Annotated in this window: 25 protein-coding genes and 3 tRNA genes; 19 read left to right on the top strand and 9 right to left on the bottom strand. The window is 65.9% G+C overall.

Annotation, left to right across the window (positions count from 1 at the left end; genetic code table 11):
* Window positions 1-3: 3 nt before the first annotated feature.
* Window positions 4-783 carry a fumarylacetoacetate hydrolase family protein gene (locus tag BLU67_RS09195; RefSeq protein ID WP_092565230.1) on the top strand — a complete coding sequence of 260 codons (780 nt, stop codon included), beginning with the start codon at window positions 4-6 and terminating at the stop codon, window positions 781-783.
* Here the strand turns inward: BLU67_RS09195 and BLU67_RS09190 are convergent.
* Complete coding sequence (locus tag BLU67_RS09190; RefSeq protein ID WP_222842446.1) at window positions 770-1,942, bottom strand: MalY/PatB family protein; 1,173 nt, start codon at window positions 1,940-1,942, stop codon at window positions 770-772. The two genes, BLU67_RS09195 and BLU67_RS09190, sit on opposite strands and share 14 nt — an antisense overlap.
* Window positions 1,943-1,991: 49 nt before the next feature.
* Here BLU67_RS09190 and BLU67_RS09185 point away from each other — a divergent pair, with 49 nt between their 5' ends.
* The 5 genes from BLU67_RS09185 (at window position 1,992) to BLU67_RS09165 (ending at window position 6,386) form a co-directional block, all read left to right on the top strand.
* Window positions 1,992-4,484 (top strand): ATP-dependent helicase C-terminal domain-containing protein, encoded by a 2,493-nt coding sequence (locus BLU67_RS09185; protein WP_143027392.1) that lies wholly within the window; start codon window positions 1,992-1,994, stop codon window positions 4,482-4,484.
* A 12-nt stretch (window positions 4,485-4,496) separates the two neighbouring features.
* Window positions 4,497-6,008 carry a glutamate--tRNA ligase gene (gene gltX, locus BLU67_RS09180; protein ID WP_092565226.1) on the top strand — a complete coding sequence of 504 codons (1,512 nt, stop codon included), beginning with the start codon at window positions 4,497-4,499 and terminating at the stop codon, window positions 6,006-6,008.
* Between the two features lie 116 nt (window positions 6,009-6,124).
* Window positions 6,125-6,196: transfer RNA gene (locus BLU67_RS09175), tRNA-Gln, on the top strand.
* Window positions 6,197-6,218: 22 nt separating this feature from the next.
* A tRNA-Glu gene (locus BLU67_RS09170) sits at window positions 6,219-6,294 on the top strand.
* Between the two features lie 16 nt (window positions 6,295-6,310).
* Window positions 6,311-6,386: transfer RNA gene (locus tag BLU67_RS09165), tRNA-Glu, on the top strand.
* A gap of 39 nt (window positions 6,387-6,425) precedes the next feature.
* Here BLU67_RS09165 and BLU67_RS09160 read toward each other — a convergent pair.
* Genes BLU67_RS09160 through BLU67_RS12645 form a run of 4 tightly spaced genes read right to left on the bottom strand, consistent with a single transcriptional unit; the run spans window position 6,426 to window position 8,338 of the window.
* Window positions 6,426-6,650 (bottom strand): helix-turn-helix transcriptional regulator, encoded by a 225-nt coding sequence (locus BLU67_RS09160; RefSeq protein ID WP_092565224.1) that lies wholly within the window; start codon window positions 6,648-6,650, stop codon window positions 6,426-6,428.
* The gene (locus tag BLU67_RS09155) at window positions 6,647-7,483 is read right to left on the bottom strand and encodes an ABC transporter permease (RefSeq protein ID WP_092565222.1); all 837 of its coding nucleotides are present in this window, start codon (window positions 7,481-7,483) and stop codon (window positions 6,647-6,649) included. Before BLU67_RS09155 ends, BLU67_RS09160 begins: the two co-directional genes overlap by 4 nt.
* Window positions 7,480-8,100 (bottom strand): ABC transporter ATP-binding protein, encoded by a 621-nt coding sequence (locus BLU67_RS09150; protein WP_315971786.1) that lies wholly within the window; start codon window positions 8,098-8,100, stop codon window positions 7,480-7,482. Before BLU67_RS09150 ends, BLU67_RS09155 begins: the two co-directional genes overlap by 4 nt.
* Window positions 8,027-8,338: an ATP-binding cassette domain-containing protein gene (locus BLU67_RS12645; protein ID WP_315971785.1), complete on the bottom strand. Its 312-nt coding sequence runs from the start codon at window positions 8,336-8,338 to the stop codon at window positions 8,027-8,029. Before BLU67_RS12645 ends, BLU67_RS09150 begins: the two co-directional genes overlap by 74 nt.
* Window positions 8,339-8,458: 120 nt before the next feature.
* On the opposite strand from BLU67_RS12645, the gene BLU67_RS09145 reads away from it, so the two are divergent.
* A complete protein-coding gene (locus tag BLU67_RS09145) occupies window positions 8,459-9,562 on the top strand; it encodes a glycosyltransferase family 4 protein (RefSeq protein ID WP_092565220.1) in 1,104 nt (367 codons plus the stop codon).
* Here the strand turns inward: BLU67_RS09145 and BLU67_RS09140 are convergent.
* Window positions 9,559-10,278, bottom strand: a complete 720-nt coding sequence (locus tag BLU67_RS09140; protein ID WP_092565218.1) for an IclR family transcriptional regulator — start codon at window positions 10,276-10,278, stop codon at window positions 9,559-9,561. The genes BLU67_RS09145 and BLU67_RS09140 overlap by 4 nt on opposite strands.
* A 71-nt stretch (window positions 10,279-10,349) precedes the next feature.
* On the opposite strand from BLU67_RS09140, the gene leuC reads away from it, so the two are divergent.
* The 5 genes from leuC to BLU67_RS09115 all read left to right on the top strand — a co-directional run bounded on the left by leuC (window position 10,350) and on the right by BLU67_RS09115 (window position 15,558).
* Complete coding sequence (gene leuC / locus BLU67_RS09135; RefSeq protein WP_092565216.1) at window positions 10,350-11,756, top strand: 3-isopropylmalate dehydratase large subunit; 1,407 nt, start codon at window positions 10,350-10,352, stop codon at window positions 11,754-11,756.
* 4 nt (window positions 11,757-11,760) lie between these two features.
* A complete protein-coding gene (gene leuD / locus BLU67_RS09130) occupies window positions 11,761-12,381 on the top strand; it encodes a 3-isopropylmalate dehydratase small subunit (RefSeq protein ID WP_092565214.1) in 621 nt (206 codons plus the stop codon).
* 75 nt (window positions 12,382-12,456) lie between these two features.
* Window positions 12,457-13,782, top strand: a complete 1,326-nt coding sequence (gene murA / locus BLU67_RS09125) for a UDP-N-acetylglucosamine 1-carboxyvinyltransferase (protein ID WP_092565212.1) — start codon at window positions 12,457-12,459, stop codon at window positions 13,780-13,782.
* Complete coding sequence (locus BLU67_RS09120; RefSeq protein ID WP_092565210.1) at window positions 13,779-14,528, top strand: lysophospholipid acyltransferase family protein; 750 nt, start codon at window positions 13,779-13,781, stop codon at window positions 14,526-14,528. The genes murA and BLU67_RS09120 overlap by 4 nt, the downstream gene beginning before the upstream one ends.
* Window positions 14,529-14,532: 4 nt before the next feature.
* On the top strand, window positions 14,533-15,558 hold the full coding sequence (locus tag BLU67_RS09115) for an NAD(P)H-dependent glycerol-3-phosphate dehydrogenase (RefSeq protein WP_092565208.1): 1,026 nt from the start codon (window positions 14,533-14,535) through the stop codon (window positions 15,556-15,558).
* Here BLU67_RS09115 and BLU67_RS09110 read toward each other — a convergent pair whose 3' ends face one another.
* Window positions 15,559-16,107, bottom strand: a complete 549-nt coding sequence (locus BLU67_RS09110; protein ID WP_092565206.1) for a hypothetical protein — start codon at window positions 16,105-16,107, stop codon at window positions 15,559-15,561.
* A gap of 95 nt (window positions 16,108-16,202) precedes the next feature.
* Here BLU67_RS09110 and BLU67_RS09105 point away from each other — a divergent pair, with 95 nt between their 5' ends.
* Window positions 16,203-17,309 carry a D-alanine--D-alanine ligase family protein gene (locus tag BLU67_RS09105; protein WP_092565204.1) on the top strand — a complete coding sequence of 369 codons (1,107 nt, stop codon included), beginning with the start codon at window positions 16,203-16,205 and terminating at the stop codon, window positions 17,307-17,309.
* On the opposite strand, the gene BLU67_RS09100 is transcribed toward BLU67_RS09105, so the two are convergent.
* The gene (locus BLU67_RS09100) at window positions 17,306-17,863 is read right to left on the bottom strand and encodes a DUF3515 family protein (protein WP_176780764.1); all 558 of its coding nucleotides are present in this window, start codon (window positions 17,861-17,863) and stop codon (window positions 17,306-17,308) included. The two genes, BLU67_RS09105 and BLU67_RS09100, sit on opposite strands and share 4 nt — an antisense overlap.
* Before the next feature lie 22 nt (window positions 17,864-17,885).
* On the opposite strand from BLU67_RS09100, the gene thiL reads away from it, so the two are divergent.
* The 3 genes from thiL (at window position 17,886) to BLU67_RS09085 (ending at window position 19,864) form a co-directional block, all read left to right on the top strand.
* The gene (thiL, locus tag BLU67_RS09095; RefSeq protein WP_092565202.1) at window positions 17,886-18,929 is read left to right on the top strand and encodes a thiamine-phosphate kinase; all 1,044 of its coding nucleotides are present in this window, start codon (window positions 17,886-17,888) and stop codon (window positions 18,927-18,929) included.
* Between the two features lie 84 nt (window positions 18,930-19,013).
* Window positions 19,014-19,445 (top strand): VOC family protein, encoded by a 432-nt coding sequence (locus BLU67_RS09090; RefSeq protein WP_092565200.1) that lies wholly within the window; start codon window positions 19,014-19,016, stop codon window positions 19,443-19,445.
* Entirely contained in the window at window positions 19,442-19,864 is a 423-nt protein-coding gene (locus BLU67_RS09085; RefSeq protein ID WP_092565198.1) for a VOC family protein, read from the top strand. Before BLU67_RS09090 ends, BLU67_RS09085 begins: the two co-directional genes overlap by 4 nt.
* Before the next feature lie 58 nt (window positions 19,865-19,922).
* Here BLU67_RS09085 and rpmB read toward each other — a convergent pair whose 3' ends face one another.
* A complete protein-coding gene (gene rpmB / locus BLU67_RS09080; protein WP_092565196.1) occupies window positions 19,923-20,117 on the bottom strand; it encodes a 50S ribosomal protein L28 in 195 nt (64 codons plus the stop codon).
* Between the two features lie 188 nt (window positions 20,118-20,305).
* On the opposite strand from rpmB, the gene BLU67_RS09075 reads away from it, so the two are divergent.
* From BLU67_RS09075 to rsmD, 3 genes are read left to right on the top strand one after another with little or no spacing between them, the layout of a single operon-like run.
* The gene (locus tag BLU67_RS09075; RefSeq protein WP_092565194.1) at window positions 20,306-21,796 is read left to right on the top strand and encodes a DAK2 domain-containing protein; all 1,491 of its coding nucleotides are present in this window, start codon (window positions 20,306-20,308) and stop codon (window positions 21,794-21,796) included.
* Window positions 21,789-23,993: an ATP-dependent DNA helicase RecG gene (locus BLU67_RS09070; protein ID WP_092565192.1), complete on the top strand. Its 2,205-nt coding sequence runs from the start codon at window positions 21,789-21,791 to the stop codon at window positions 23,991-23,993. The genes BLU67_RS09075 and BLU67_RS09070 overlap by 8 nt, the downstream gene beginning before the upstream one ends.
* Window positions 23,990-24,553 (top strand): 16S rRNA (guanine(966)-N(2))-methyltransferase RsmD, encoded by a 564-nt coding sequence (gene rsmD / locus BLU67_RS09065; protein WP_092565190.1) that lies wholly within the window; start codon window positions 23,990-23,992, stop codon window positions 24,551-24,553. The genes BLU67_RS09070 and rsmD overlap by 4 nt, the downstream gene beginning before the upstream one ends.
* Window positions 24,554-24,560 lie beyond the last annotated feature (7 nt).

Here is a 24,560-nt window from a genome sequence, read left to right as displayed (position 1 = left end):
CGCATGAAGATCGCTCGGTTCACCCATCACGATGACATTGCTTACGGCGTTCTTGACGGCGAGGAGCTCGTCGTCCTGCGCTCCGATCCGCTGTTTGCGGGCTTTGAGACGACGGGCCGGCGGGTGCGCCTCGACGATGTGCGGTTGCTCTCGCCCGTCATTCCGCGCTCGAAGGTCGTCGGGATTGGCAAGAATTATGCCGATCACGCGGCGGAGATGAACTCGCAGGTGCCGAGCGAACCGCTGATGTTCTTCATCCCGAATACGGCCGTCATCGGGCCCGATGATCCGATCGTGCTGCCGCCTTGGGATGACGTCATTCACCACGAGGCCGAGCTCGCCGTCGTGATCTCCCGGCCGTGCAAGGACGTGCCGGTTCAGCGGGCGCACGAGGTCATTTTTGGTTACACCGTGGCAAACGATGTTTCCGCGCGCACCGCCCAGCGCAGCGATACCACGTGGGCGCGTGCCAAGGGCTTTGATACCTCGTGCCCGCTCGGGCCCGTGCTCGTCATCCCCGAGTCCGCCGAGGAATTCGATCCCGCTCATGCGGACGTGCGCTGCCTCGTCGATGGCGAGGTCCGTCAGGAGGCGAACACCTCGGACATGATCTTCTCGATCCCCGAGCTGATTTCCTATGTTACGAGCGTGTGCTCGCTGCTGCCGGGCGACGTCATCCTCACGGGCACTCCGGCCGGGGTCGGCGAAATCCGGCACGGCGAGCGCGTGGCGTGCGAGGTGGCGGGAATTGGCGAGCTGACGAACCCCGTTATTCGCCGGTAAGCGCGCCTGCCATGCGGTCAACGACCGCCACGCAGTTATCGGGCGCCATCGCGAGGTTGATGCGCGCGTGGCCGGGCGCTCCGCAGTCCTCGCCGTCGTTGATCGCGACCTTGGCCTGCTCCCGTAGATAGGTTCCGGGGTGCTCGCAGCCATAGGGCCGCAGATCGACCCACGCGAGGTAGGTGCCCTCCGCGGGGGCGTGCACGGCATCGGGGAGGGCTTCGGCGAGGCGCGCGGCGAATAGGTCGCGGTTCGCGCGCAACACGCCGGTGACCTCGGCCAGCCAGTCATCGGAGGCGTCGTAAGCGGCGACGGCGCACTTGACGCCCAGCGGGCTTGCGAGGTGCTCGTAGTGCTGGATCCACTCATCGAGCTCGGCGGCGTCGCGATCGTTCGAGACGATCATCTGGGCACACTTCAGGCCGGGAATGTTCCAGCCCTTGGAGTTCGACGTCGCCGTAATCGTGTGTGACGCCGCAGTGGGGGAGAGGGAGGCGTAGGGGATGTGGCGCCGCTCGGAATCAAGGACGACGGGGCCGTGGATTTCGTCGGCGAATACGCGCGCGCCGTGCTTATCGACGATCGCCTCGACCGCGTGCAGTTCCTCCCGCGTAAGGACGCGCCCGACGGGATTCCACGGGTTGCACAAAATCAGCAGGCCGCCGCTGGTGGCAAGGGCCGCATCGATTCCGTCGAGGTCCAGCGTGTAGCGTCCGGCCTCATTGCGCAGGCCCGGAACTTCGATGATTTCACGCTTGAAGAGCTTGGGCTGGGTGAGGAAGGGCATGTAGCTCGGGGTCGGGACGACGACGGGCTGGCCGGGCTCAAGGAAGTGCAGGATCGTTGCTTCCAGCACGGTCAGGACGTCGGGAAACAGGCAGACCTGCTCGGGGGTGATGTCCCAGCCGTAGCGGCGCTGATGCCAGCGGGCGGTGGCGGCCTTCGCGTCATCGCGCGCGCAGGTGGGCAGGTAGCCAAACGCGCCCTTATCGACCTCTGCGCGGATCGTTTCGGCGATCGCGGGGGAGATGCCGAAGTCCATCTCGGCGATCCACGCACCGATCGTGCCGGGGAAGGCCGTCCACTTCAACGAGCCTCGCTGCGCCATGTTCGTGGCGGTGTAGGCGGAAAAATCGTCAAAGTAGGTGGAGCTCGTCACTGTTGCCCCTTCGGCGTCGTTGCTGGTGTTCCTGGTCTACCGTACAAGCATGCGCACCTTGCAGGACATACTTGACGGCTCCGCCCTGCCCGCGGCCTCGCTCGCGAATGAGCTGAGCGCACTTTCGCGAGCTGTCATCACGGCTCCGCCTGGCTCTGGTAAGACTACCCTGGTGCCGGTCATGGCGGCTATCCGCGCGGGCGGCCGCAGCCGCATCGTCGTGGCCGAACCGCGACGCATCGCCGTGCGGGCCGCGGCCCGTCATCTGGCAGGGCTCGCGGGGGAGCGCGTCGGGGGTCGGATCGGGTATTCGGTGCGCGGCGATTCCCGGCGATCCCACGAGACGGTGATCGAGTTTGTCACGACGGGGTTGCTGGTGGCGCGGATGGTGCACGAACCGGACCTGGCGGGCGTGGGTGCGGTGATCCTCGATGAGGTTCACGAGCGGAGCTTGGATACCGACCTCGCGCTCGCCTTCGCGCTGGATATCGCCGATCTGCGGCAGGACCTAGATGTGTGGGCAATGTCGGCGACGACGGATGCGGGGGCGCTCGCCGAGCTCATGTCCGAAGGCGAGCGGCCGGTCCCCGTCGTGAGTGCGCAGGGCCGACTCTTCGACGTCGATACTGAGCTCATTGCTCCGCCGACCAGGCTGCGCGCGCTGGATGAGCGCGGCATGACGCGGGAGTACCAGGCTTATGTCGCCGATCAGGCGGTGGCGGCCATGAATGAGGTGGCAGGCCGCGGTGAAGCCGGAACGCTGCTCGTCTTTGTGCCCTCGGCGCGGGACGTCGACGTCGTCGTCTCTCTCGCGCGCGGGCGCACGCGCGCGCACGTACTGCCGCTGCACGGCCAGCTACCGGCAGCTGAGCAGGATCGCGCGATCGCCCAGAGCAACGAGCCGCGCATCGTCGTGACGACCGCCGTCGCGGAGACGGGGCTGACGGTGGCGGGCGTCGTCGGAGTGATCGACGCAGCACTATCGCGGCAGCCGCGCTATGACGCCGCCCGTGACGCCGCCCGGCTCGTGACGGTGCGAGCTTCCAAGGCGTCGATGACGCAGCGAGCGGGCCGCGCCGGACGTACCCAGGAGGGATTTGCTCGCAGGCTTATCGCGCCCGGCGAGTACGCCGCACTGCGCCCGGCCGATCCACCCGAAAGTGCGACGGCGGATCTCACCGGCGCCGCCCTGACGCTCGCGGCCTGGGGCGATGGGGATGGCTCGGCATCGCGCCTGCTCGACCCGCTCCCACCTGCCGCGCTCGCCCAGGCGCAGAACAACCTGCGGGCGCTTGGTGCTCGCGATAGCGCCGGCCGCCTCACCGACCTCGGCCGGCGTCTAGCGACCTTGCCCCTTGATCCGCGCCTCGGGGCGGCGCTCCTCGCGGGAGCCGACCTCCTTGGTGCGCGCCGAGCCGCAGCCCTGACCGCAGCGCTGGACTCGGGGCGTCGCGCCCCCGGCGGTGATGCCCGCCTGCTGCTGCGCCCTCGCGAGGATGCCTGCGCTCGCGATCGCCTGCTGCGTGCCCTGGGCGGTGAATCTAGCCAGCCGCCCAGCAGGCCGGAGCTCGATAACGACGCGGCCGTCGCGCTGCTCATTGCCCGCGCGCACCCCACCTTTATCGCCCAGCGGCGAGAGGGCCAGGACCGGCGCTACCTCACCGCGGGCGGGCTCGGCGTCGAACTCGCCGCTGATTCGCCCCTCATCGGCGCGTCGTGGCTCGCGGTGGGCGAGGTCCAGCGGATAGCCGATACCTACCTCGTGCGAACGGCGGCGCCGCTGCCCGCAGCTCTCCTGGAGCTAGCGGGCGCCCACCTCATGACGACCACGCTCGAGCACCACATCGAGGATCGCCGCATCCGCGCCACGCGCGTCGCGAGCCTCGGCAAGATCCCGCTGCACCGCGAAGGCACCGCCCCCAATCCGGCCGTGGCGGCCGCGCTGGCGCGTGACCTCATTGCCGATCACGGCACCGCGATCGTCGCCGATCCCGGTGATGCCCTCACTAGCCTGCTCGCGCGTCTCGCCTACCTGAGAAGGGAGCGCGGCGAGCCCTGGCCGGACTTCTCACCCGCCGCCATCGCCGCCCGTCCCGAGCTCCTCGCCTCCTGCGCGGCGCGCCTGGCTGCCGGCCGCAGCGCGCGCCGCGAGGATCTGCGCACCGATATCCAGGCCGCCCTGCCCTGGCCGGAGGCCGCCCACCTCGATGATCTCGTCCCCGAGCGCCTCACCCTGCCCTCGGGCCGGAGCGCCACCGTGTCCTACACCCCCGACGGCCCGCGCCTTGCCGCCAAGCTCCAGGAGTTCTTCTCCGCCACCGCCTCCCCGGCGATCCTTGCTCGCCCTGTCATCCTCGAACTGCTCGCGCCCGGCGGCCAAACGCTCGCCACGACGGCGGATCTCGCCTCCTTTTGGACCTCCGCCTATCCGAGCGTGCGCGCCGAGATGCGCGGCCGCTACCCGAAGCACCCGTGGCCCGAGGATCCCCTCAGCGCCGAGCCCACCCGCGCCACCAACCGCGCCCTTCGCAAGCGTGGCTAAACTGGAAGCACCATGGACACCACTGCTGTTACTTCTGCCCCCGACGCGCCCGTGCGCGTCCGCTTCTGCCCTTCCCCGACGGGCACGCCCCACGTCGGAATGGTGCGTACCGCGCTGTTTAACTGGGCCTACGCCCGGCACACCGGCGGCACCTTCGTCTTCCGGATTGAGGACACCGACGCTAAACGTGACTCGGAGGAATCCTTCGACCAGATCATCGACTCGCTCACCTGGCTTGGTCTGACCTGGGATGAGGGGGTTGGCGTCGGCGGCCCGCATGAGCCCTACCGGCAGTCCCAGCGCATGGATATCTACCGCGACGTCGCCGCGCGCCTGGTGGAGTCCGGCTTCGCCTACGAGTCCTTTTCCACCCCGGAGGAGGTTGAGGAGCGCCACCGCGCCGCCGGCCGCAATCCCAAGCTCGGCTACGACAACTACGATCGGGAGCTCACCGAGGAGCAGAAGGTCGCCTTCCGCGCCGAGGGTCGCGAACCCGTCATCCGCATGCGCATGCCTGAAGAGGACATCACCTTCACGGACCTCGTCCGGGGCGATGTGACGTTCAAGGCCGGCTCCATCCCCGATTACGTCATCGTGCGCGGCAACGGCGATCCCCTCTACACGCTCGTCAACCCCGTCGACGACGCCCTCATGGAGATCACCCACGTCCTGCGCGGCGAGGATCTGCTGTCCTCCACGCCCCGCCAGGTTGTGCTCTACCGCGCGCTGGAAGCGATCGGCGTCGCGAAGTACACGCCGGCCTTTGGCCACCTGCCCTACGTCATGGGGGAGGGCAACAAGAAGCTGTCCAAGCGCGATCCGGAGTCCAACCTGTTGCTCCACCGCGAGCACGGCATGATCCCCGAGGGGCTGCTGAACTACCTCGCGCTGCTCGGGTGGTCGATCTCCCCGGATAACGACATCTTCACGGCTGAAGAAATGGTCGCTGCCTTCGATATTCACGACGTCAATCCGAATCCCGCACGGTTCGATATCAAGAAGTGCACGGCGATCAACGCCGACCACATCCGCTTGCTCGACGAGGACGATTTCGCGCGCCGCTGCGTGCCCTACCTGAAGGCCGCGGGCCTCGTCGGCGCTGAAAGCTACGAGCAGCTGAGTGAGCGCGAGCGCGAGATTCTCACGGCCGCCGCCCCCCTCGTCCAGACGCGCGTCCAACTCCTTGGCGAGGTCCCGGCGATGATGGGCTTCTTGTTCACGGACCTGGACTCCCTTACCTACGACGAGAAGGCCCTAGCTAAGCTGCGGCCGGAAGCGGGCGACGTGCTCGCGCGCGCGATCGAGGCGATCGAGGAGACCGAGTTCACGACTCCGGCGCTCGAGGCGGCGCTGCGGGAAGCCATCGTCGAGGGCATGGGCATCAAGCCGCGCTTTGCCTTCGGGCCGCTGCGGGTCGCCGTCACTGGCCGCCAGGTCTCCCCGCCGCTGTTCGAATCGATGGAAATCCTGGGCAAGGAGGAGTCCCTGTCCCGGCTGCGCGCGCTCGCCGAGCGCCTGTCCTGAGTCCAGGTGAGGTCTCTCACCCTCAGATGATTTGGGGAACGAGACGCGCTCAGGTAAATTAATCCTTCGGTTGGCCTTCGGTGACACTTCGCCGTAATCCGTAGGCCAATCACCCTTGGGGTATGGTGTAATCGGCAGCACGACTGATTCTGGTTCAGTTAGTCTAGGTTCGAGTCCTGGTACCCCAGCGACAACGTCACCATTGTCCTTGCCCCCATCGTCTAGTGGCCTAGGACGCCGCCCTCTCACGGCGGTAACGCGGGTTCGAATCCCGCTGGGGGTACCAACAACTGAAGAGCTAGGCCCCCATCGTCTAGTGGCCTAGGACGCCGCCCTCTCACGGCGGTAACGCGGGTTCGAATCCCGCTGGGGGTACCATCAGAAAAGGCCCGCCGGTAAGGCGGGCCTTTTCGCGTCTTAGCTCAGTGGGGGGAAATCTTCCAAGGAAAACACCGACTCGACGGGCACGTCGAAGAATCTGGCGATTCGCAGCGCCAACACGAGTGAGGGGGAGTACTCCCCGCGTTCCAGGTAGCCCACCGTCTGATAGTGGACGCCGAGCGCATCGGCGAGCTGCCGGCGCGAGACCTTGCGGTCCGCTCGCAACACGGCGATCCGGTTATGGACGAGATCCTCGCTCACGAGATCCCCACCCGGGAGCGGAGCTTCTGCTGCAGCGTCGTGAGGGATGAGATCGTCTCGGAACGGAACGAGCGTCGAATGACAAACACGACAAGACCATAGCCAATGACGGCCCACGCCAGGAGGATTCCGATCGCGAGGTACGGCATGAACGTACCGGAGGGCTCAAAGGTGGCGTCGCCATTCAAGAACAGGTGGCGCGCAAGGTGGCCCGACCAGTACAGCGGGAAGACCTGTTGGATGAGCTGGGCCCAGGTGGGGAGCAACGCGAGCGGAAAGAACACCCCGGAGGTGCAAAAGATGATGAGAAAAGCCAGATAGGCAAACATCATTGAATACGAGCCACGCACCAGTGCTCCGAGGATGAAGCCGATCGGGCTACACGCGGCGACGATGAACAGGGACAACCCGATCGCCGTGACCAGTTTCGCTGCGCTGAGTGGAAGATCGTCGAGGAACAAGACAGCGCCCCCAATGATGATGACCTGGTACACCAACGTCACAATGGTCGCGTTTGTTGTTTTCGCGATCGCCCACAACAGCGGGCCATAGGGGACGATGCGTACGCGTAGCAGCGTTCCGGACACTCGCTCGGAGTACATCTCCGACATGACTTGGACCGCTACGAAGGCGCCGTTCGCTCCGATGATTCCCGCGATCATGTAGGTGCCCGGGGTATACATGCCCTCCGAGCCTTTGGTCATGAAGGAGGCCAGGGCAAGGTAGACGGCGGGCACGAAGATGAAGGCGACGACGCCGCCTCCGAGGAGTTGTGGGCGAAGATCGGCCCACACGTTGATGCCAATGGCGCGGAGTGCGTCAGAGAGTTTCATGCGGCGGATCCTTCGGTGTTCATGAGGGAGAGATACGCGTCTTCCAGGGTCGGGCGTGTGATCGTCAAGTTGCTGATCTCCTCGAGCGGGAGAGTGGCGACGAACGACTCGACAGCGTCGGTGGCGTGAACGTGGGTGCGTCCGTCGCACTGCCACGTGATTTGCGCCTTGCCGACAAGTTGCTCCCGCAGCTGCCACGGGGCGGCTTCGGCGATGATCCGGCCCTCCTTGAGCACGATGATGCGGGTGGCTACTTTCTCCGCCTCATTCAGATCGTGGGTCGTAAGGAAAACCGTGACGCCGTCATCGACGGCGGCGCCGAGCAGCTCGTGAATCTGGGATTTGCCGACAGGATCCAGACCGGTCGTCGGTTCATCGAGCAGCAGGATCTGGGGTGAGGTGAGGAGAGCGGCCGCTAAGTCCACTCGTCGGCGCTGGCCACCGGACAGGGCGTTCAGTCGGTCATCGACCTTCTCGGTCAGTCCGACGGCGGCCACGATTTCGTCGATGTCGCGCACCGACCTGCCGGATGCCTGATTGGCGTCAGCGATCCATCGGCGCTGCTCTCGAACCTGCCACTTTGGGTGGTCGGCCCAGTGCTGGAGGACGAGCCCGATCCGGGTAAGGAAATCGGCGCCGGCCTTCTTGGTCTTCGCCCAGAATCCTGACCGTGCCTGCCGTCGGGGACAGGGTGCCGACAAGGTTTTCCACCAGGGTGGTCTTGCCGACGCCATTGGGGCCGAGGAGTGCGACGATCTCGCCGCGATTGACCTGCATGGTGACGTCGTGCAAGACCTGGGTTTTCCCGTAGGAGAAGTCCACCCCCTGGGCCTCGATCATTACTGAGGCTGTCATTCTTACTCCTCTACGTTGTTCAACTACCGGATGTAGTACTTATGCTACATTTTATCGGAGACGTGCAATAGTCTGTCGGGTCAGGGCAGCGGTGTCGGCGAAGCGCGGCACAATAGAGAAATGCGAATCGCGCTTGTTTCGGACTGCTACCCGCCCCGCCTTGGGGGGATTGAGACCCAGGTGAGTTCGCTCGCGCGGGCACTCGTCGCGGACGGTCATGACGTCACTGTCATCACGGCGACGCCGGCTGGCCCCGAGCGCGGTGAGCACACGGAGGTTGTCGATGGTGTGCGGGTGACGCGGCTGACGGCGCGGTTACCTGCGGAGCTTCCCGTGAACCCGTGGGCCAGGCCGCGGCTAATCGAGCTGCTTGCCGCATTTGACGCGGTCCATATTCACACCGGTATCGTCTCGCCATTTGCTCGCCTGGCAACGACGGCGTGCCTGCAGATCGGCAGGCGAGCGGTGATCACCTGGCATTGTCACCTGGGCGATGCCCGCGCGTGGTATCGCTATGTCAACCCGTTGCAGCAATGGCACGAGGCGGGGATGGTTCTTACCGCGGTTTCGCGCGCCGCGGCCGACGCGATTGAGCGGGCGGCTCAGGGGCGGGTGGCGGTTGGGGTTCTGCCGAACCTCATTGAGCGCGAACCGTGGGACGCTATCCGGCGGGGGGACCATCCGAGCGCGGGCGGCGGGCGCGGGCTGCGGCTAGTGACGGCGACACGGCTCGCGGCGCGCAAGCGGGTGGTGCCACTGGCGCGGCTCGTGGGGCAAGCAGCCCAGAGGGCGCCGATGACGCTCGATATTTTCGGCGACGGGCCACAGCGCACAGAGGTGGAACGCCTCATCCGACTGGGGGCGCCGGTCACGCTTCGGGGGCGCGTCGGGCCGGCGGAACTCGCCGCTGCCTATCGCCAGGCAGGCGTGTTCGTCTCGCCCGTCGTGAAAGAAGCGTTCGGCATCGCGGCGCTCGAAGCGCGCGCTGCGGGATTACCCGTGATCTACCGTGCGGGCTCGGGGATTGAGGAGTTCATTGAGCACGGCGTTGCGGGGCTGCGGGTGGAAAGCGATGAGGAAATGTCCGCGGCGCTCGCCATGTTAGCGAGCATCCCGCAGCAGCTTGCGGCGCTGCGCGAGCACACACTCGCGACGCCAGTTACGCACACCTGGCAAGAAGGGCTCGACCAGTTCGTCGCCGCCTACCGCAGCGTGCAGCGCTAGTGTTCGGTGCGCTGCATGACCTGTGAGAGCCGGTTCGCAGCCGCGACAACGGCTTGGGCATGCAAGCGGGCGGGTTGGCGGCCCATGCGCTCGATCGGGCCAGAAACCGAGACGGCTGCGATGACGCGACCGGAGGGGCCGCGCACCGGGGCGGAGACGGAAGCAACGCCGGGTTCGCGCTCGCCGACGGACTGAGAAAAGCCGCGACGCCGCACCGCCGATAGCACCGTCGCCGTAAATGAGGCGCCATGCAGGCCGCGGTGGAGGCGGTCGGGCTCCTCCCAAGCGAGCAGGATCTGGGCGGCAGAACCGGCGAGCATCGAGAGCGTGGCGCCAACGGGAATGGAATCGCGCAGGCCCATCGGGCGCTCGGCGGCGGCCACACAAATACGGTGGTCGCCCTGGCGGCGGTAGAGCTGGGCCGATTCCCCGGTGTGATCACGCAGCACCTTCAAAATGGGGGAGGCGGCAGCCAGGAGGCGATCCTCGCCAGCGGAGGATGCCAATTCGCCAAGGCGCGGCCCTAGGACGAAACGTCCCTGGATATCGCGCGCGACGAAGCGATGATATTCCAGGGCGACCGCTAGGCGATGCGCGGTTGGGCGGGCAAGTTTTGTTGCGCTGACCAGTTGGGCCAGCGTTGCCGGTCCGGACTCCAGGGCCCCCAGCACTAGCGCTGCCTTGTCGAGAACGCCAACACCACTCGAGTTGTCCATAGCCTAATACTTTCATCTCAGAGCATGAGACGCAAGTGCGTTCCGGCTCATTAATAGGGAGATTAGCCACCATGCTAGGCACATTGGCAGAAAAAGTGTGGCGAGATCACGTGGTGCGTCGCGGAGAAGCAGGCGCGCCTGACCTCCTATACATCGACCTTCACCTCGTCCACGAGGTGACCTCACCGCAAGCCTTTGACGGCCTACGACTTGCAAACCGGCCCGTCCGTCGGCCCGATCTCACGATCGCGACCGAGGACCACAACACGCCCACCGAGGACATTTTCGCGCCCATCAAGGATCCCGTCTCGCGCGTCCAGATCGAGACCTTGCGCAAGAACTGCGAGGAGTTCGGTATCCGGTTGCACCCGCTCGGCGATGACGAGCAGGGCATCGTGCACGTCGTCGGTCCCCAACTGGGCCTGACCCAGCCGGGCATGACCGTCGTGTGCGGCGACTCCCACACCTCCACGCACGGCGCCTTTGGCGCGCTTGCTTTTGGTATCGGCACCTCCGAAGTCGAGCACGTGCTCGCCACGCAGACGCTGCCCCTGACGCCGTTTAAGACCATGGCGATCACGATTGAGGGCGATCTGCCTGAGGGCAGCACCGCGAAGGACATTATTCTGGCGGTCATTGCGAAGATCGGGACCGGCGGTGGCCAGGGCTACGTCCTGGAATACCGGGGCAAGGCCATCGAGCAGCTGTCGATGGAAGCGCGTATGACGATCTGCAATATGTCGATCGAGGCCGGGGCGCGCGCCGGCATGATCGCGCCCGATGAGACAACGTTCGAATACCTCAAGGGTCGCCCCCACGCTCCCACGGGCGCGGACTGGGATGCTGCCGTCGCCTATTGGAAGACGCTGAAGACCGACGAGGGTGCGACCTTCGACGCGGAGGTCACGCTGAATGCCGCGGACCTCGAACCGTTCGTGACCTGGGGGACCAACCCTGGCCAGGGGCTGCCGCTGTCCGGCTCGGTGCCGGATCCCAAGGACGTGGCCGAGGCCGCCGAACGCGAGGCCGTCGAGCAGGCGCTGGCCTATATGGATCTCGCGCCCGGCACGAAGCTGCGTGACATCGCGGTGGACGCGGTCTTCATCGGTTCGTGCACCAACGGCCGGATCGAGGACCTGCGCGCCGCCGCCGAGATCATGCGGGGACGCACGAAGCATCCCGATGTACGGGTGCTCGTCGTGCCGGGATCTGCCCGTGTGCGCCTGCAGGCCCAGGCCGAGGGACTCGACCAGGTCTTTACCGACTTCGGGGCGGATTTCCGCTTCGCCGGTTGTTCGATGTGCCTGGGAATGAATCCCGATCAGCTCGCGCCCGGCGAGCGCTGCGCGTCGACGTCGAACCGGAATTTTGAGGGCCGGCAGGGCAAGGGGGGCCGCACCCATCTCGTCTCGCCGCTCGTGGCCGCCGCCACCGCCATTCGCGGCACCCTGTCCTCGCCCGCAGATGTGAAGGAGTAACGTCGTGGAGAAGTTCATCACTCATAGCGGCATCGGGGTGCCGCTGCGCCGCTCCAATGTCGATACCGATCAGATCATCCCCGCGCGCTATCTCAAGCGAGTGACGAAGACCGGCTTTGAGGACGCCCTGTTTGCGGGGTGGCGCTCAGATCCAGACTTCATTCTTAACCGCGCGGAGTACTCCGGCGGCTCGGTCCTTGTCGCCGGCCCCGATTTTGGCACCGGCTCCTCTCGCGAGCATGCGGTGTGGGCGCTGCGCGACTATGGCTTCAAGGTGGTCTTGTCGCCCAAGTTTGCGGATATTTTCCGCGGAAACGCCGGCAAGCAGGGGCTCGTCGCGGGTGTCATTAGCCAGGCCGATGCCGACCAGCTGTTCAAGATTTTGGAGACGGAGCCGGGAACGACCGTCAGCGTCGACCTGCAGCAGCGCACCGTGACGTGTGGCGTCTTCGTCTGCCGATTTACCATCGATGACTACACCCGCTGGCGCCTCATGGAGGGCCTGGATGACATTGCGCTGACGCTACGTCACGAGGCAGACATCACCGAGTTTGAACAGCATCGTCCGTCGTTCAAACCGGCAACTCTACCGCCGCGAACGTCACCCGGTGTTCACCAGGCATAATAGGGGCGGCCCGCCTTAAGGTGGGGCCAGGCAGCTATTCGATTCAGCCCCGAGCTGCCGGGCAGTGAGGACGACATGAAATCGGTGCTCCGAGTTAACGGCGGCCAGCCGCTCGTCGGTGAGATTACCGTACGCGGTGCGAAAAACTTCGTATCGAAGGCCATGGTGGCATCCCTGCTAGGGACGAGCCCATCGGTCATGCGCAACGTCCCAGAGATTAACGACGTCCAGATCGTCGCTGGTCTCCTTCAGCTGCACGGCGTGGCCGTCTCCTGGGATCAGGCCGCTGGCGTGCTGTCGATGGACCCCACGAACGTCGACCTGGCGGGCGCCGGCGAAATCGAGGCTCATGCCGGTTCCTCGCGCATTCCGATCCTGCTGTGCGGCCCGCTGCTGCACCGCCTGGGGGAGGCCTATATCCCGGACCTCGGCGGCTGCCGGATCGGAGATCGTCCGATCAACTACCACCTCGATATCTTGCGCAAGTTTGGCGCGGAGGTCGAAAAGTACACCGACCGCGGCATCCAGCTTAGCGCCCCCAATGGGCTTGTCGGGACGAAGTATGAGCTGAACTACCCGTCGGTCGGGGCCACCGAACAGCTGCTGCTGACGGCGGTGCTCGCCGAGGGCAAGACCGAGCTGCGCAATGCGGCGATCGAGCCAGAGATCATGGACCTCATCGCGGTGCTGCAGAAGATGGGTGCGCTGATTTCCGTCGACACCGATCGCGTCATCCGCATCGAGGGCGTCGAGCAGCTGCAGGGCTTTAACCACACCGCGCTTTCGGATCGCATCGAGTCCGCCTCCTGGGGCGCGGCGGCGCTCGCGACCGGGGGCGAGGTCATGGTGCGCGGTGCGACGCAGCCCGAGATGATGACCTTCCTCAATACCTTCCGCAAGGTCGGCGGCGACTTCGACATCACCGATGACGGCATCCGCTTCGTGCATCCGGGCGGCAAGCTGCGCTCGATCGTGCTGGAAACCGACGTCCACCCCGGCTTCATGACCGACTGGCAGCAGCCGCTCGTCGTCGCCCTGACCCAGGCCGAAGGCCTGTCGATCGTGCACGAGACCGTTTACGAAAATCGCTTCGGATTCACCTCGGCGCTGCGCAAAATGGGCGCCCACATTCAGGTGTATCGCGAGTGCCTCGGCGGTACGCCGTGCCGCTTCGGCCAGCGCAACTTCTACCACTCGGCGGCGATCTCCGGCCCGACGCCGCTGACCGCGGCCGATATCGCCGTGCCCGACCTACGCGGCGGCTTTTCCCACCTCATCGCGGCGCTGACCGCCCAGGGCACGTCCAACGTCCAGGGGATCAAGATCATTAACCGCGGCTACGAGAACTTCCTTGGCAAGCTCGAGGCGCTCGGCGCGGATGTCGAGATGGTCGAGCCGTGACGCGCACGGTGGCCGGGCGGACCTATCCGCCGATGTACCGCTTTATTGAGGCGATTGCGCGCCCCGCGATGGCGCTGTACACCAAGGCCGAGTGGTCCGGCGGCGAGAACCTCCCGCGCACGGGCGGCTTCGTCGCGGTCTCTAACCACGTGACGAACATCGACGCACTGACGTTCGCGCACTTCATGGTCGGGCACGATATTCCGGTGAAGTTCCTCGCGAAGTCCGAACTCTTTCAGGTCCCCGTGCTCGGCTCGATGATCGGCGCGGCGCACCAGATCGAGGTCAAGCGAGGCACGCGCGATGCGCAGGCCGCGCTATCGCAGGCGCGTCGGGCGCTGCGGGCGGGCGAGTGCGTCGGGATTTTCCCCGAGGGCACCCTCACGCGCGATCCGGATATGTGGCCGATGAAGGCGAAGACGGGGGCGGCCAGGCTCGCGCTGGAGACGGGCGTGCCCGTCATCCCCGTCGCGCAGTGGGGCACCCAGGACGTGATCGAGCGCTATGGCGTCAAACCGAAGCTCGGGATCAAGCACCCCGTGCAGGTCATGGCGATGCCGGCCGTGGACTTGGCCGACCTGCGGCAGGAGCCGCTGACGGCGCAGGTCGCGCGCGAGGCGACCGTCCGCATCATGGCCGACCTGACGCGCGGCGTCGCGGAGCTGCGCGGCGAAGAGCCGCCAAGTCACGTGTGGGATATCGCCATCGATGGCGACCCGCGGCCGAAAAAGGGGAAGGCTAGCTAGGGGCATGCACCTGCCAGATCTTGCTGCCGCCTCGCCGCGAATCGCCGTCCTCGGGACCGGCGCCTGGGGAACCGCCTTCTCGAAGGTGCTCGCCGATGCCGGCCACGAGTCCCTCATGTGGGGACGCAATGCGGCTTGCGTCGCCGAAATCAACGACCACCATCACAACTCTGCGCGGCTACCGGGCTTCCCGCTGCCGCCGAGGGTGCGCGCCACGACTGACATCAACGAGGCGACGGAAGGGGCCGATGTCATCGTCGTCGCGGTGCCGGCGCAGTCCGCGCGTGATGTGCTGGCCACGATTGAGAATGCCGGGCCGGATACGACGTGGGTCTCGCTCATGAAGGGCGTCGAGCTCACGACCGATCAGCGAATGAGTGAGGTCATCGCGGAGGTGACGGGCGCCGAGCGCGAGCGCATCGTCGTCGTCTCCGGTCCGAACCTGGCTAAGGAAATCGCGGCCTGCCAGCCGACGGCCACCGTCATGGCGTGCGCCGATGCCGAGCGTGCCGCGCGGGTCGCGGCGCTGACCGTGACCGACTATTTCCGCCCCTACACGAATACCGACGTCATCGGCGTGGAGCTCGGGGGTGCGGTCAAGAACGTCATCGCGATCGCCGTCGGTATGGCAACCGGCGCCGGGTTCGGCGATAACACGAAGGCCACGCTCATTACGCGCGGGCTGGCCGAGATTACGCGTCTTGCGCTCAAACTGGGCGCGGATCCGAAGACGATGGCGGGCCTGGCCGGAATGGGCGACCTCGTCGCGACCTGCGCGTCCCCGCTCTCGCGCAACCACACCTTCGGCGCCCATCTGGGGCGCGGCATGAGCGTGTCGGAGGCGATTGCGGCGACCGGCGGCACCGTCGAGGGCGTGAAATCCTCGCGCTCGGTCCAGCACCTGGCGCGCCAGCTCGGCGTCGAGATGCCGCTGACGGATGCCGTCGTGGCCGCATGTTACGACGGGATGGACCTACACACGATGATGCGAGCGCTGCTCTCACGCCCGCACAAGGACGAACGCCGCTAGTTAGTTGCCCGCCAGCCAGATGACCTGGCTGCCGCCGCAGCGCTGGGCCGTTGCGGCATCAAGTTCCGCGCTCGCATCGTATTCGATGCCTTCCAGGTCCACGAGCTGGCCGAAGCGATAGGTGGCCGAGCCGATCGTCACGGCATCGGCGCCGTCGTAGCTCGCCGAGGCGGGCGCCAGGATCGGGACCGGGCGGCCGCCCCCCGGCACGGGGACGAACGCGATACAGCCGCCCTGGCCGACGACGATCTTGCCGTGCAGCGTGGACGCATCCTGCGGACCCTGCTCGAGCGTGAGCAGGACCTTGCCGGCGCTCTCACTAGCGCTCACCTCGCCGCCAGTGGCCGTCGTCGTCGCGGTCGGGCTGGCGCTCTCGCTCGGGGAGGCGCTTTCGCTCGGGGAGGCGCTTTCGCTCGGGGAGGCGCTCGCCGCGGGCGTCGTCGTCGTTGGGGCGCTCGGCGTCGAAGTGCCAGATGGGGAGACCGATGCGGTGCAGCCAGCAACGGCGAGGGCCGCAAGGGCAGCGGCAGCAATGATCGAGCGACGCATGTGAGCTCCTAGGCACGAGGCTGTTTTACGCTCACCACGCTACACCTGGCCGGGTCAGCGCTTTCGCGCGGGCGCCAGGGGTTATTCTGGATGAGATGAAAACCACCGGGAGAAAACCGCGGGTTGCGCTGCTCATTGGCGGCGTGAGCGGTGAACATTCGATTTCGTGCCTCACCGCCGCGGGAGTCCTGCGCAATATCGATCTGGAGCGCTTTGATGTGCTCGTCATTGGGATCACGCGCTCGGGCCACTGGGTGCTTGTGCCCGCCGAACCCGAGGCGCTCGAAGGCGGCCACGCCGAGGTTCCCGCCGACGCGCCCGGCGTCACTCTCGTGAAGGATGGCGCCAACGAGGTGCGGCTCATCGGAACCAACGGCACCCACGCTGATTTTGGTGTCGTCGACGTCGTTCTGCCGCTGCTGCATGGGCCCTTTGGTGAGGACGGCACGGTCCAAGGGATGTTCGAGATGCTGGGCGTGCGATATGTCGGCTCCGGCGTGCTCGCCTCGGCTGCCGGTATGGATAAGCACATGACGAAGGTGGTCTTGCAGCAAGCCGGGCTACCGGTCGGAAACTACGTCGCGGTCACTCCCGCCGCATGGCAGCGCGATCGCGAGGGCGTCCTCGCACAGTGCGCGGCGCTCGCCAGTCCGTTGTTCGTCAAACCCGCGCGCGCCGGTTCCTCGCTCGGCATCACCAAGGTCGATGACGTCGCCGAGCTCGCGGCCGCGATCCAGGCCGCCCACGAGCACGATCCGAAAGTCATCGTCGAAGAGGGGGTGACGGCGCGCGAGATTGAGGTCGCGGTCCTTGCCGGCCGTGATGGTCGCCCGCGCGTTGCTCCCGTCGGTGAAGTCGTCATGGACCTGGCACCCGATGAATTCTACGACTGGGAAACCAAGTACTTCTCGCACGACGCCGTCAGCATGCAGGCCCCGGCGCAGCTACCGGAGGATGTCGCCCAGCGCATCGCCGATTACGCGGCCGCAACCTTTGAAGCACTGGAATGCGAAGGGCTCGCCCGGGTGGACTTCTTCTACACCGATTCCGGCGAGATCCTCGTCAACGAGATCAACACGATGCCCGGAATGACGCCGTATTCCATGTACCCCTACATGTGGCAGCAGGCCGGGCTTTCCTACCGGGAGCTCGTCACCGAGCTCATCGAGCTCGCGCTCGCGCGGCCGGTCGGCCTGCGCTAGTTCGAGGGCCGATCTCCAACGACGTCGGTCGCACCGACGCAGTGCGTCGTCGCCTCAACTTCCTCAACGGCCTTCGTCATCGCTAACAGCACTGCGGTGGGCTGTTCTAGTCCCGTTTCTGCCGGCACGACGACCTCGATCGCCGGGGCGCGGCCGTAGGTGATGAAGGTCCATGCGGAGTCCGGGGCGTGCGCGGGGATGAGCGGGGAGCCGTATTCCGGATTGATCCAATCGATACCCTCTGCCGCGGTGTCCTTGGCGGTCGAAGCGCTGACCGATAGGCAGCGATCGGTCGTTGGCGGGGGCGGATTGAGTCCGCACCGGATCGTGACCGGGGCCTGGGGATCCCCATAGGCCATGGAGGCCTGCGCGTCGGTCGAGATCTGTTTCATGCCCGCGATCGTGCGCGGCATCTTCTGAAAGACTCGCGCGCATACCGGGTCCGGCGCGTAGGGCGCGGGGGAGAGGTGAACCGGGGCAGCGCAGCCCGATAACGCGGCCGCAGCGGCCACGCTGATTGCGCCCAGGCGGGCGAGGGAGCGGGAAGGGATCACCCTTCCACTGTACGGTCGAATCGTGGCAGATCTGAAACCTTCGCTCGCCGATCTTGGCGAGGATGAGCTCCTTTCGCGCATCATTCCGCTCATGCCGGCGGGCGAGAGCGTGATCGATAACGGCGATGATGCGGCGGTACTCCCAGCTCGCAATGGCCGCATCGTCGCTTGCACGGACGTGATTGTCGAGGATCGGCATTTTCGTCGCGAATGGTCCACGGGATCAGATGTCGGGTGGCGCGTCGCGATGCAAAATCTCTCTGATGTCTCGGCGATGGGGGCGGTCGGAACACAGATGCTCATTGGTCTCGTGTTACCGGCCCAGACCCCGGTGGCGTGGATCGATGATTTCGCGCGCGGAATTGCGCAGGCCTGCGAACACGCGGTATCGCAGTGGATGAAGCCCGTGGGCGTCGCGGGAGGCGATCTATCTGGCGGCGAGATGATCATGGCCAGTATCACGGCGCTGGGAGATTTAGAGGGTCGCGAACCGCTAACCCGGGCCGGGGCTCGTGACGGAGACATCGTCGCTGTCGCCGGGACGCTTGGCTATTCGGCCGCCGGATTGGCGCTTGGGCAGGCGCAGCGCATTCCAGATCGGCTTTCGGATCACTGGCAGGATCTCGCCGACGCAGAGGGTGATGCCGCAGAGCTGGCGAAGTACGCCTGGCACATCTACCGCCGGCCCCAGCCGCCGCTCGCCGCGGGCCGCCGCGCCGGCCTCGCCGGGGCCAGCACAGCCATGGACATCTCCGATGGCCTCCTACGTGACCTCGGCCGGCTGGCACGGACCAGCGACGTTGGAATCGTGCTCGATTCGCTTCCCGACCTGTCGAACCTGGAGTTGATCGCGTCGCTGCTCGGTAAGGACGAGGATGCCGCATCGCGAGCGGCAGCCTGGTGGCTGACCGGCGGAGAGGACCACGCCCTTGTAGCAACGTTCCCGCCACACGTGGATTTGCCCCAGGGGTTTTCCCGCATTGGGCAGGTCACCGGCGCAGGTGGCGAGGTCACGACACCTGACCACCTGGGTGAGGAAGCACCCGGCTGGGATCACTTCTCCTAGCGCGCGTTGAGGTGCGCAACTTCGGACAAGTCACGATGAGGCGGCGGACCTAGAGTTGAGCCACTGACTCTCGAGGAGGTGCAGATGGCGATCACGACTCTTCCGCAATTGGCGTTTTCCACGAATGCCGGCGAGGCCATGGATTACTATCACTCGCTGCTCGGCGGGGAACTTATCGTGACGCGAATGGGGGACGTCTTCCCACAAGCGACGCGGCCTGATCTCGTCGCACGCAGCGTCCTGCGCAACTCCCGCGGCATCGCCTTCGAAGCCTGCGACGACTGCATGACTGGCGGAAAGAGTGGCAACCAAGGGGAGTCGCGAACCTCGATCACACTGGCAGGCCGCGCCGAGGACGAGGCATACCTGATGGCATTCTTTGCGGCGCTTAGCACCGAGGGCGAGGTCATCTGCGAGTACGGGGCACAACCCTGGGGAGACAACTTCGGTGCCGTCACCGACAAATATGGCAACACCTGGAACATCAACTGCACACCCACGGGAGAAACCTCATGACCATCACCGCGATCCCTCAGCTTGCGTTCACGACGAACGCGAAAGAAGCGATGACCTACTACGCCACGATTCTGGGTGGGGAGGTGTCCTTTACGTACCTGAAGGACCTCGACCCCACGAGTGCCGCTCCAGACCTTGTCGCGCACGCTGTTCTCACCAGCGAGTGCGGCGTCACGATCTATGCCTCCGACGACTGCATGACCGGCGGGAGCGATGAAAACATCGGATCCTCGCGCACTGATGTCGCCCTCGTGAGCGATGATCACGGCTCCGTCGACCACCTCACCGGTGTCATCGAGGCCATTGCAGCCGAGGGCACGATGGTCTGCCCGGTCTCGGTACAGCCATGGGGTGACCTCTTTGGTTGCGCAACCGACAAGTACGGCAATACCTGGATGGTCAATCTGCCGGCCAGCTAGCAGCAGGGCAACAAAAAAGAGGACGGAAATCCGTCCTCTTTTTTTTGCGCAGGTGCGCTTACTTAGCGTTGCGCGCGACCTTTCCAGCCTTCAGGCAGGAGGTGCACACGTTCAGGCGCTTGGGGGTGCCGTCGACGAGGGCGCGCACGCGCTGGATGTTCGGATTCCAACGGCGCGAGGTGCGCACGTGCGAGTGCGAGACGCTCTTGCCGAAGCTGGGGCCCTTGCCGCAGACGTCGCAGGTGGCAGCCACGGTTCTTCTCCTCGGATCACTTGAGTTCCCGCATCGCGGGTGGTCTTTTAGGCGCCCTTATCGGAGTGACCGACATGGGGCAACCGGTCAAGAATACACAGGTTTGGGCTCAAAACCCAAACTTTGTCGCTGGTGCCGTAGGACACAGATGTGATTGTGTCGGCCATCGGCGGTAACCTGCCTATCACATGGACACCGCACCGCTCACCCTGGACGCCGACCACGCCCGTGCCTGGCTCGCTGAAGCCCTGCGCGCGCTGGCTGCTGTCCGAACCAAAGTTGATGCGCTCAATGTCTTTCCAGTCCCCGATGCCGACACGGGCACCAACGTGGTCCTCACCGTGACGGCGGGGGCTCGTGCCGCGCAACGAGTTGGTGACGACGCTGATCTGTCGACTCTGACCACCGCCATGGCGAAGGGAGCGCTGTGGGGCGCTCGCGGCAACTCCGGGATCATCCTTTCGCAGGCCTTCCAGGCCCTGGCCAGGACTTTTGCCGGCCTGAGCACAGCCGGCCCGACCGACCTCATCCGGGCCCTGGATGCGATCGCCATTGCCGCCCACGACGCTGTCGCTGACCCCGTGGAAGGCACGATCATTACCGTCGCCCGCGACGTAGCCGAAGCTGTCGTGAACCTGCCTATTGACGCCACGCTGCGCGATGTCGCCGCGACGGCCCATGCTGCAGGTATCGACTCGCTGTCCCGAACGGGGCAACTGCTCGGAAAGGAAATCGGCACCGCGGTCTCCATTGACGCCGGCGCCGCCTCCTACGTCGTTCTGCTCGACACGCTCGCCGAGGCCCTCGGCGCGAGCGATCGCGATCCGATTCCGTGGAACCTTGCCGATGATGCGAGCGCGCCGCACGAGGCGCCAGCCGGCGAGGGCGAGTTTGAAGTCATGTACGTGACGAAGACCGATCGCCGCTACGCGCAAGAACTGCGGTCCAAACTCCGAGCCGTCGGATACTCGGTCGCGGTAGTGGCAGGGCAGGACGATTATTGGCACGTCCACGTCCACCTCGATGAACCAACCCAGGCTCTCCCCACCTCTCCCGTCGAGCAGGTCCTGGTTCGCCACCTGCAGGCACCGGCGACGCGCTTTGGCCTCGTCGCCACGACGACGGGCGTTGGCCTGCTCGATGAGTTAGCGCGATGCGGGGCAGTCACGGCACTCAACCCGTCCAGGGCAGCCCTTATCAAGGCCGTCATCGATACGGGTGCCACTGACGTCACGATCCTGCCCGCTTCCGAACAGCTCGCCGAGCTTGCGCGCCTAGTCGCCACCGACCCGGAAGTGAGCTCCGAAGGAATCGAGGTCTCGGTCGCCCCCACGGATTGCGATCCGCTCGTGTTCGCCGTGTGTACCGAATGGGGGATCGCGCGCCTCATGAATAGTGACGTGCATCCGCTTGATCTCGCCCAAGCCTGCGACGCCGAAGTCGAAATCCACGAGATCACGGCCTCAGCCAGCGCGGATCCGGAACGCCTAGTCCAGCGCGCACTCCAAACCTTTTCCAGTGCCGAGGGAGAAGTCGTCACGCTCTTCGTTGGCGAATCCATCGCCGCATCGCGACTGGCTCGCTCGATGGCACGAGCCCTCGCCGCACTCGGCATCGAGGTCTACGAATGTGCGGCCGGTCAGCCGCGGCCCGACGTGTGGGTGCTCAACCATGGCTGACATCGCCGGCCGGCTGCCCTATCTGTCGCAGGACCTCGCCCGTCACCTGGGTACGACGAGCGCGAAGAAACTCGCCAAACTCGGGCTCCACACCGTCGAGGACCTCCTGTGGTACGTCCCGTTCCGGCTCCAGGATCCGGGCGACCTCACCCCGATCTCCGGCTTGACACCCGGTGCCCAGGTCGTGCTCAATCTGGAAGTCGTTGACGTCACCACGCGCACGACCGGTCGTCCGGGGATGACGTTGATGAAGGTCATGGCAACCGATGGCTCGCGCCTCATTGAACTGCCTTACTTCATCCGTTCCCGGCGGATGGAGTCCTTCTATCGCTCAAAGTTTCGTCCCGGCGTCCGAGCCTTTTTCTCGGGCAAGGTGCGTGAGTATCGCGGGGAGCTCTCACTGACCCAACCCAAGGCCGACTTCTATGACGAGTTCAGCGACGTCGATGCGCTCGGGCAGGAAGCCACCAGGATTCAGCCGGTCTACCACGCGAGCTCGGCCATCAGTTCTCGCGCCATCGGCAAAGCGATCCAGACGGTGCTCGGAGCCGCCGATCAGCGTGATATCCCGGACATCGTGCCGGATATGGTGCGCGCCCAACGCGGCATGGGCCATCTCGTGGACGCTCTCCGCCATGCCCACCTGGTGGCCGAAAACGCTGACTACAAACGTGCGCTCGCGGAGCTGAAATTCACCGAGGCCTTCGTCCTGCAGGTGTTATTGCAGCGGCGCCGATTCATCGCGCAACGCTCGACGACGCGCGCCTGGCCGCCGAGCGAGGACGGCATTCTGGCGCGCTTTGATGAGCGACTCCCGTTCGCCTTGACGGCCGGGCAGCAGCGCATCGGTGAGGAGATTTCGCACGCGCTGAACGGCACCGCGCCGATGATGCGCCTGCTCCAGGGTGATGTCGGCTCCGGTAAGACCATCGTGGCGCTGCGCGCGATGCTCCAGGTGGTTGAGGGCGGGGGCCAGGCCGCGCTGCTCGCCCCAACGGAGGTGCTGGCCTATCAGCACTACCGCACCATCCTCGACCTGCTCGGCGAGCTCAGCGGCAGCGGGCTCCTCGGCGGGGAGGACCGCGTCGGAGTCGCGCTCGTGACCGGAAGCCAGAAGGCCGCCGAACGACGAACCTCGCGCGCCGAGGTCGCAAGTGGTGCAGCGGGCATTGTCGTTGGGACGCACGCACTGTTTTCCGATGACGTGCAGTTCGCAAATCTGGGATTCGTCGTCGTTGATGAACAGCATCGCTTCGGAGTCGAACAGCGCGATCGGCTCCGCCAGGGCCCATCAGGCCCCATCCACGTGCTGCATATGACGGCCACTCCGATCCCGCGCACGATCGCGCTGACCGTCTTCGGTGATCTGGAGACCTCGACCTTGGACGAACTACCGGCCGGACGGGCGGCGGTCGAAACCTATCGGATCCCCTCCGATAACGAGCGCTGGGTGCGCCGGATGTGGCAGCGCGCCGCCGAAGAAATCGCCGCGGGTGGGCGCGTCTACGTCGTGTGTCCCCGGATCGATGATGACGGCGCAGCGGGCGAAGACGGCGCCGAGATCGCCAGCGACGACGACGAGGCGCCGCGCGCATTGGCTGCCGTGACAAAGGTAGCTACGCAGCTCGCCGAGGATCCGGCCCTGCAGGGGATTGGAATTGGGCAGCTGCACGGCCGGATGTCGGCGGAGGACAAGGACCGGGCCATGGCAGACTTTGCCTCTGGCCGGACCCCGCTACTCGTGTCAACAACGGTCATCGAGGTCGGCGTCGACGTTCCCGATGCGACGGTCATGATCATTCTCGATGCTGACCGCTTTGGCCTCGCCCAGCTCCACCAGTTGCGCGGCCGCATCGGACGCGGCAGCAAACCCGGTGTCTGCTTCATCGTCGACCAGGCCCGCGAAGGCCAAGGGATCGACCGGCTCAGCGAATTCACCGCCACCACCGACGGCTTCGCTCTGGCCGAAATCGACCTCGCTACCCGGCGCGAGGGAGACGTCCTCGGCCGGATCCAGACCGGCGGCCGTAGCGGACTGCGCGTCCTGTCGGCGATCAAGGACCGGCGGATTATCGAGGACGCTCGCGACGCGGCAGCCCACACCCTGGCAGGCGATCCCGACCTGAGTGAGCATCGTGCCCTGTTGTGGGCCGTCATGAACCTGGCCGACGAAGGCGAATACCTGGAGCGGACATGACGAGGATTATCGCGGGCGATCTCGCCGGTCAGCGCCTCGCGGTCCCAAGTTCCGGCACCCGCCCGACCTCCGATCGGGTGAGAGAGGCGCTGTTTTCCTCCCTCGAAACAACCGGCCTGCTTGACGGTGCGCGGGTCCTCGACCTGTGCGCGGGTTCGGGAGCGCTCGGCATCGAGGCGCTCTCGCGCGGTGCGCAGTTCGCAGACCTCGTCGAGTCCCACCACAAGAGCGCGGCGATCATTAAGAAGAACATCGCCGGCTTGAACCTGGCCAGTACCCGGATCGCGGTCCATGCGCGCGACGCTCGGACGTTTGTCGCCGACGAGGCGACGACCGTCGCCTACGACCTCGTCTTCATCGATCCGCCCTACGACATCGCGCCTGAACTCATCGACCAGTGCCTGGTGACGATCGAGGATCGCCAGTTGCTCGTTGCCGACGGCCTCGTCATCGCCGAATCTGCCACCCGCAGCGAGCTGGATCCACCAGCCGGTTGGCAGGTGTGGCGCGAGAAAGCCTACGGCGAAACTCGCCTCACGTATCTGGAACTAGCGCAGTAGGCTAGAG

The sequence above is a fragment of the Bowdeniella nasicola genome, assembly GCF_900107735.1.
Classification (GTDB): Bacteria; Actinomycetota; Actinomycetes; order Actinomycetales; family Actinomycetaceae; genus Bowdeniella; species Bowdeniella massiliensis.
Note: the sequence above shows the minus strand (reverse complement) of the source record. Positions and strands in the feature narration are given on the sequence as shown.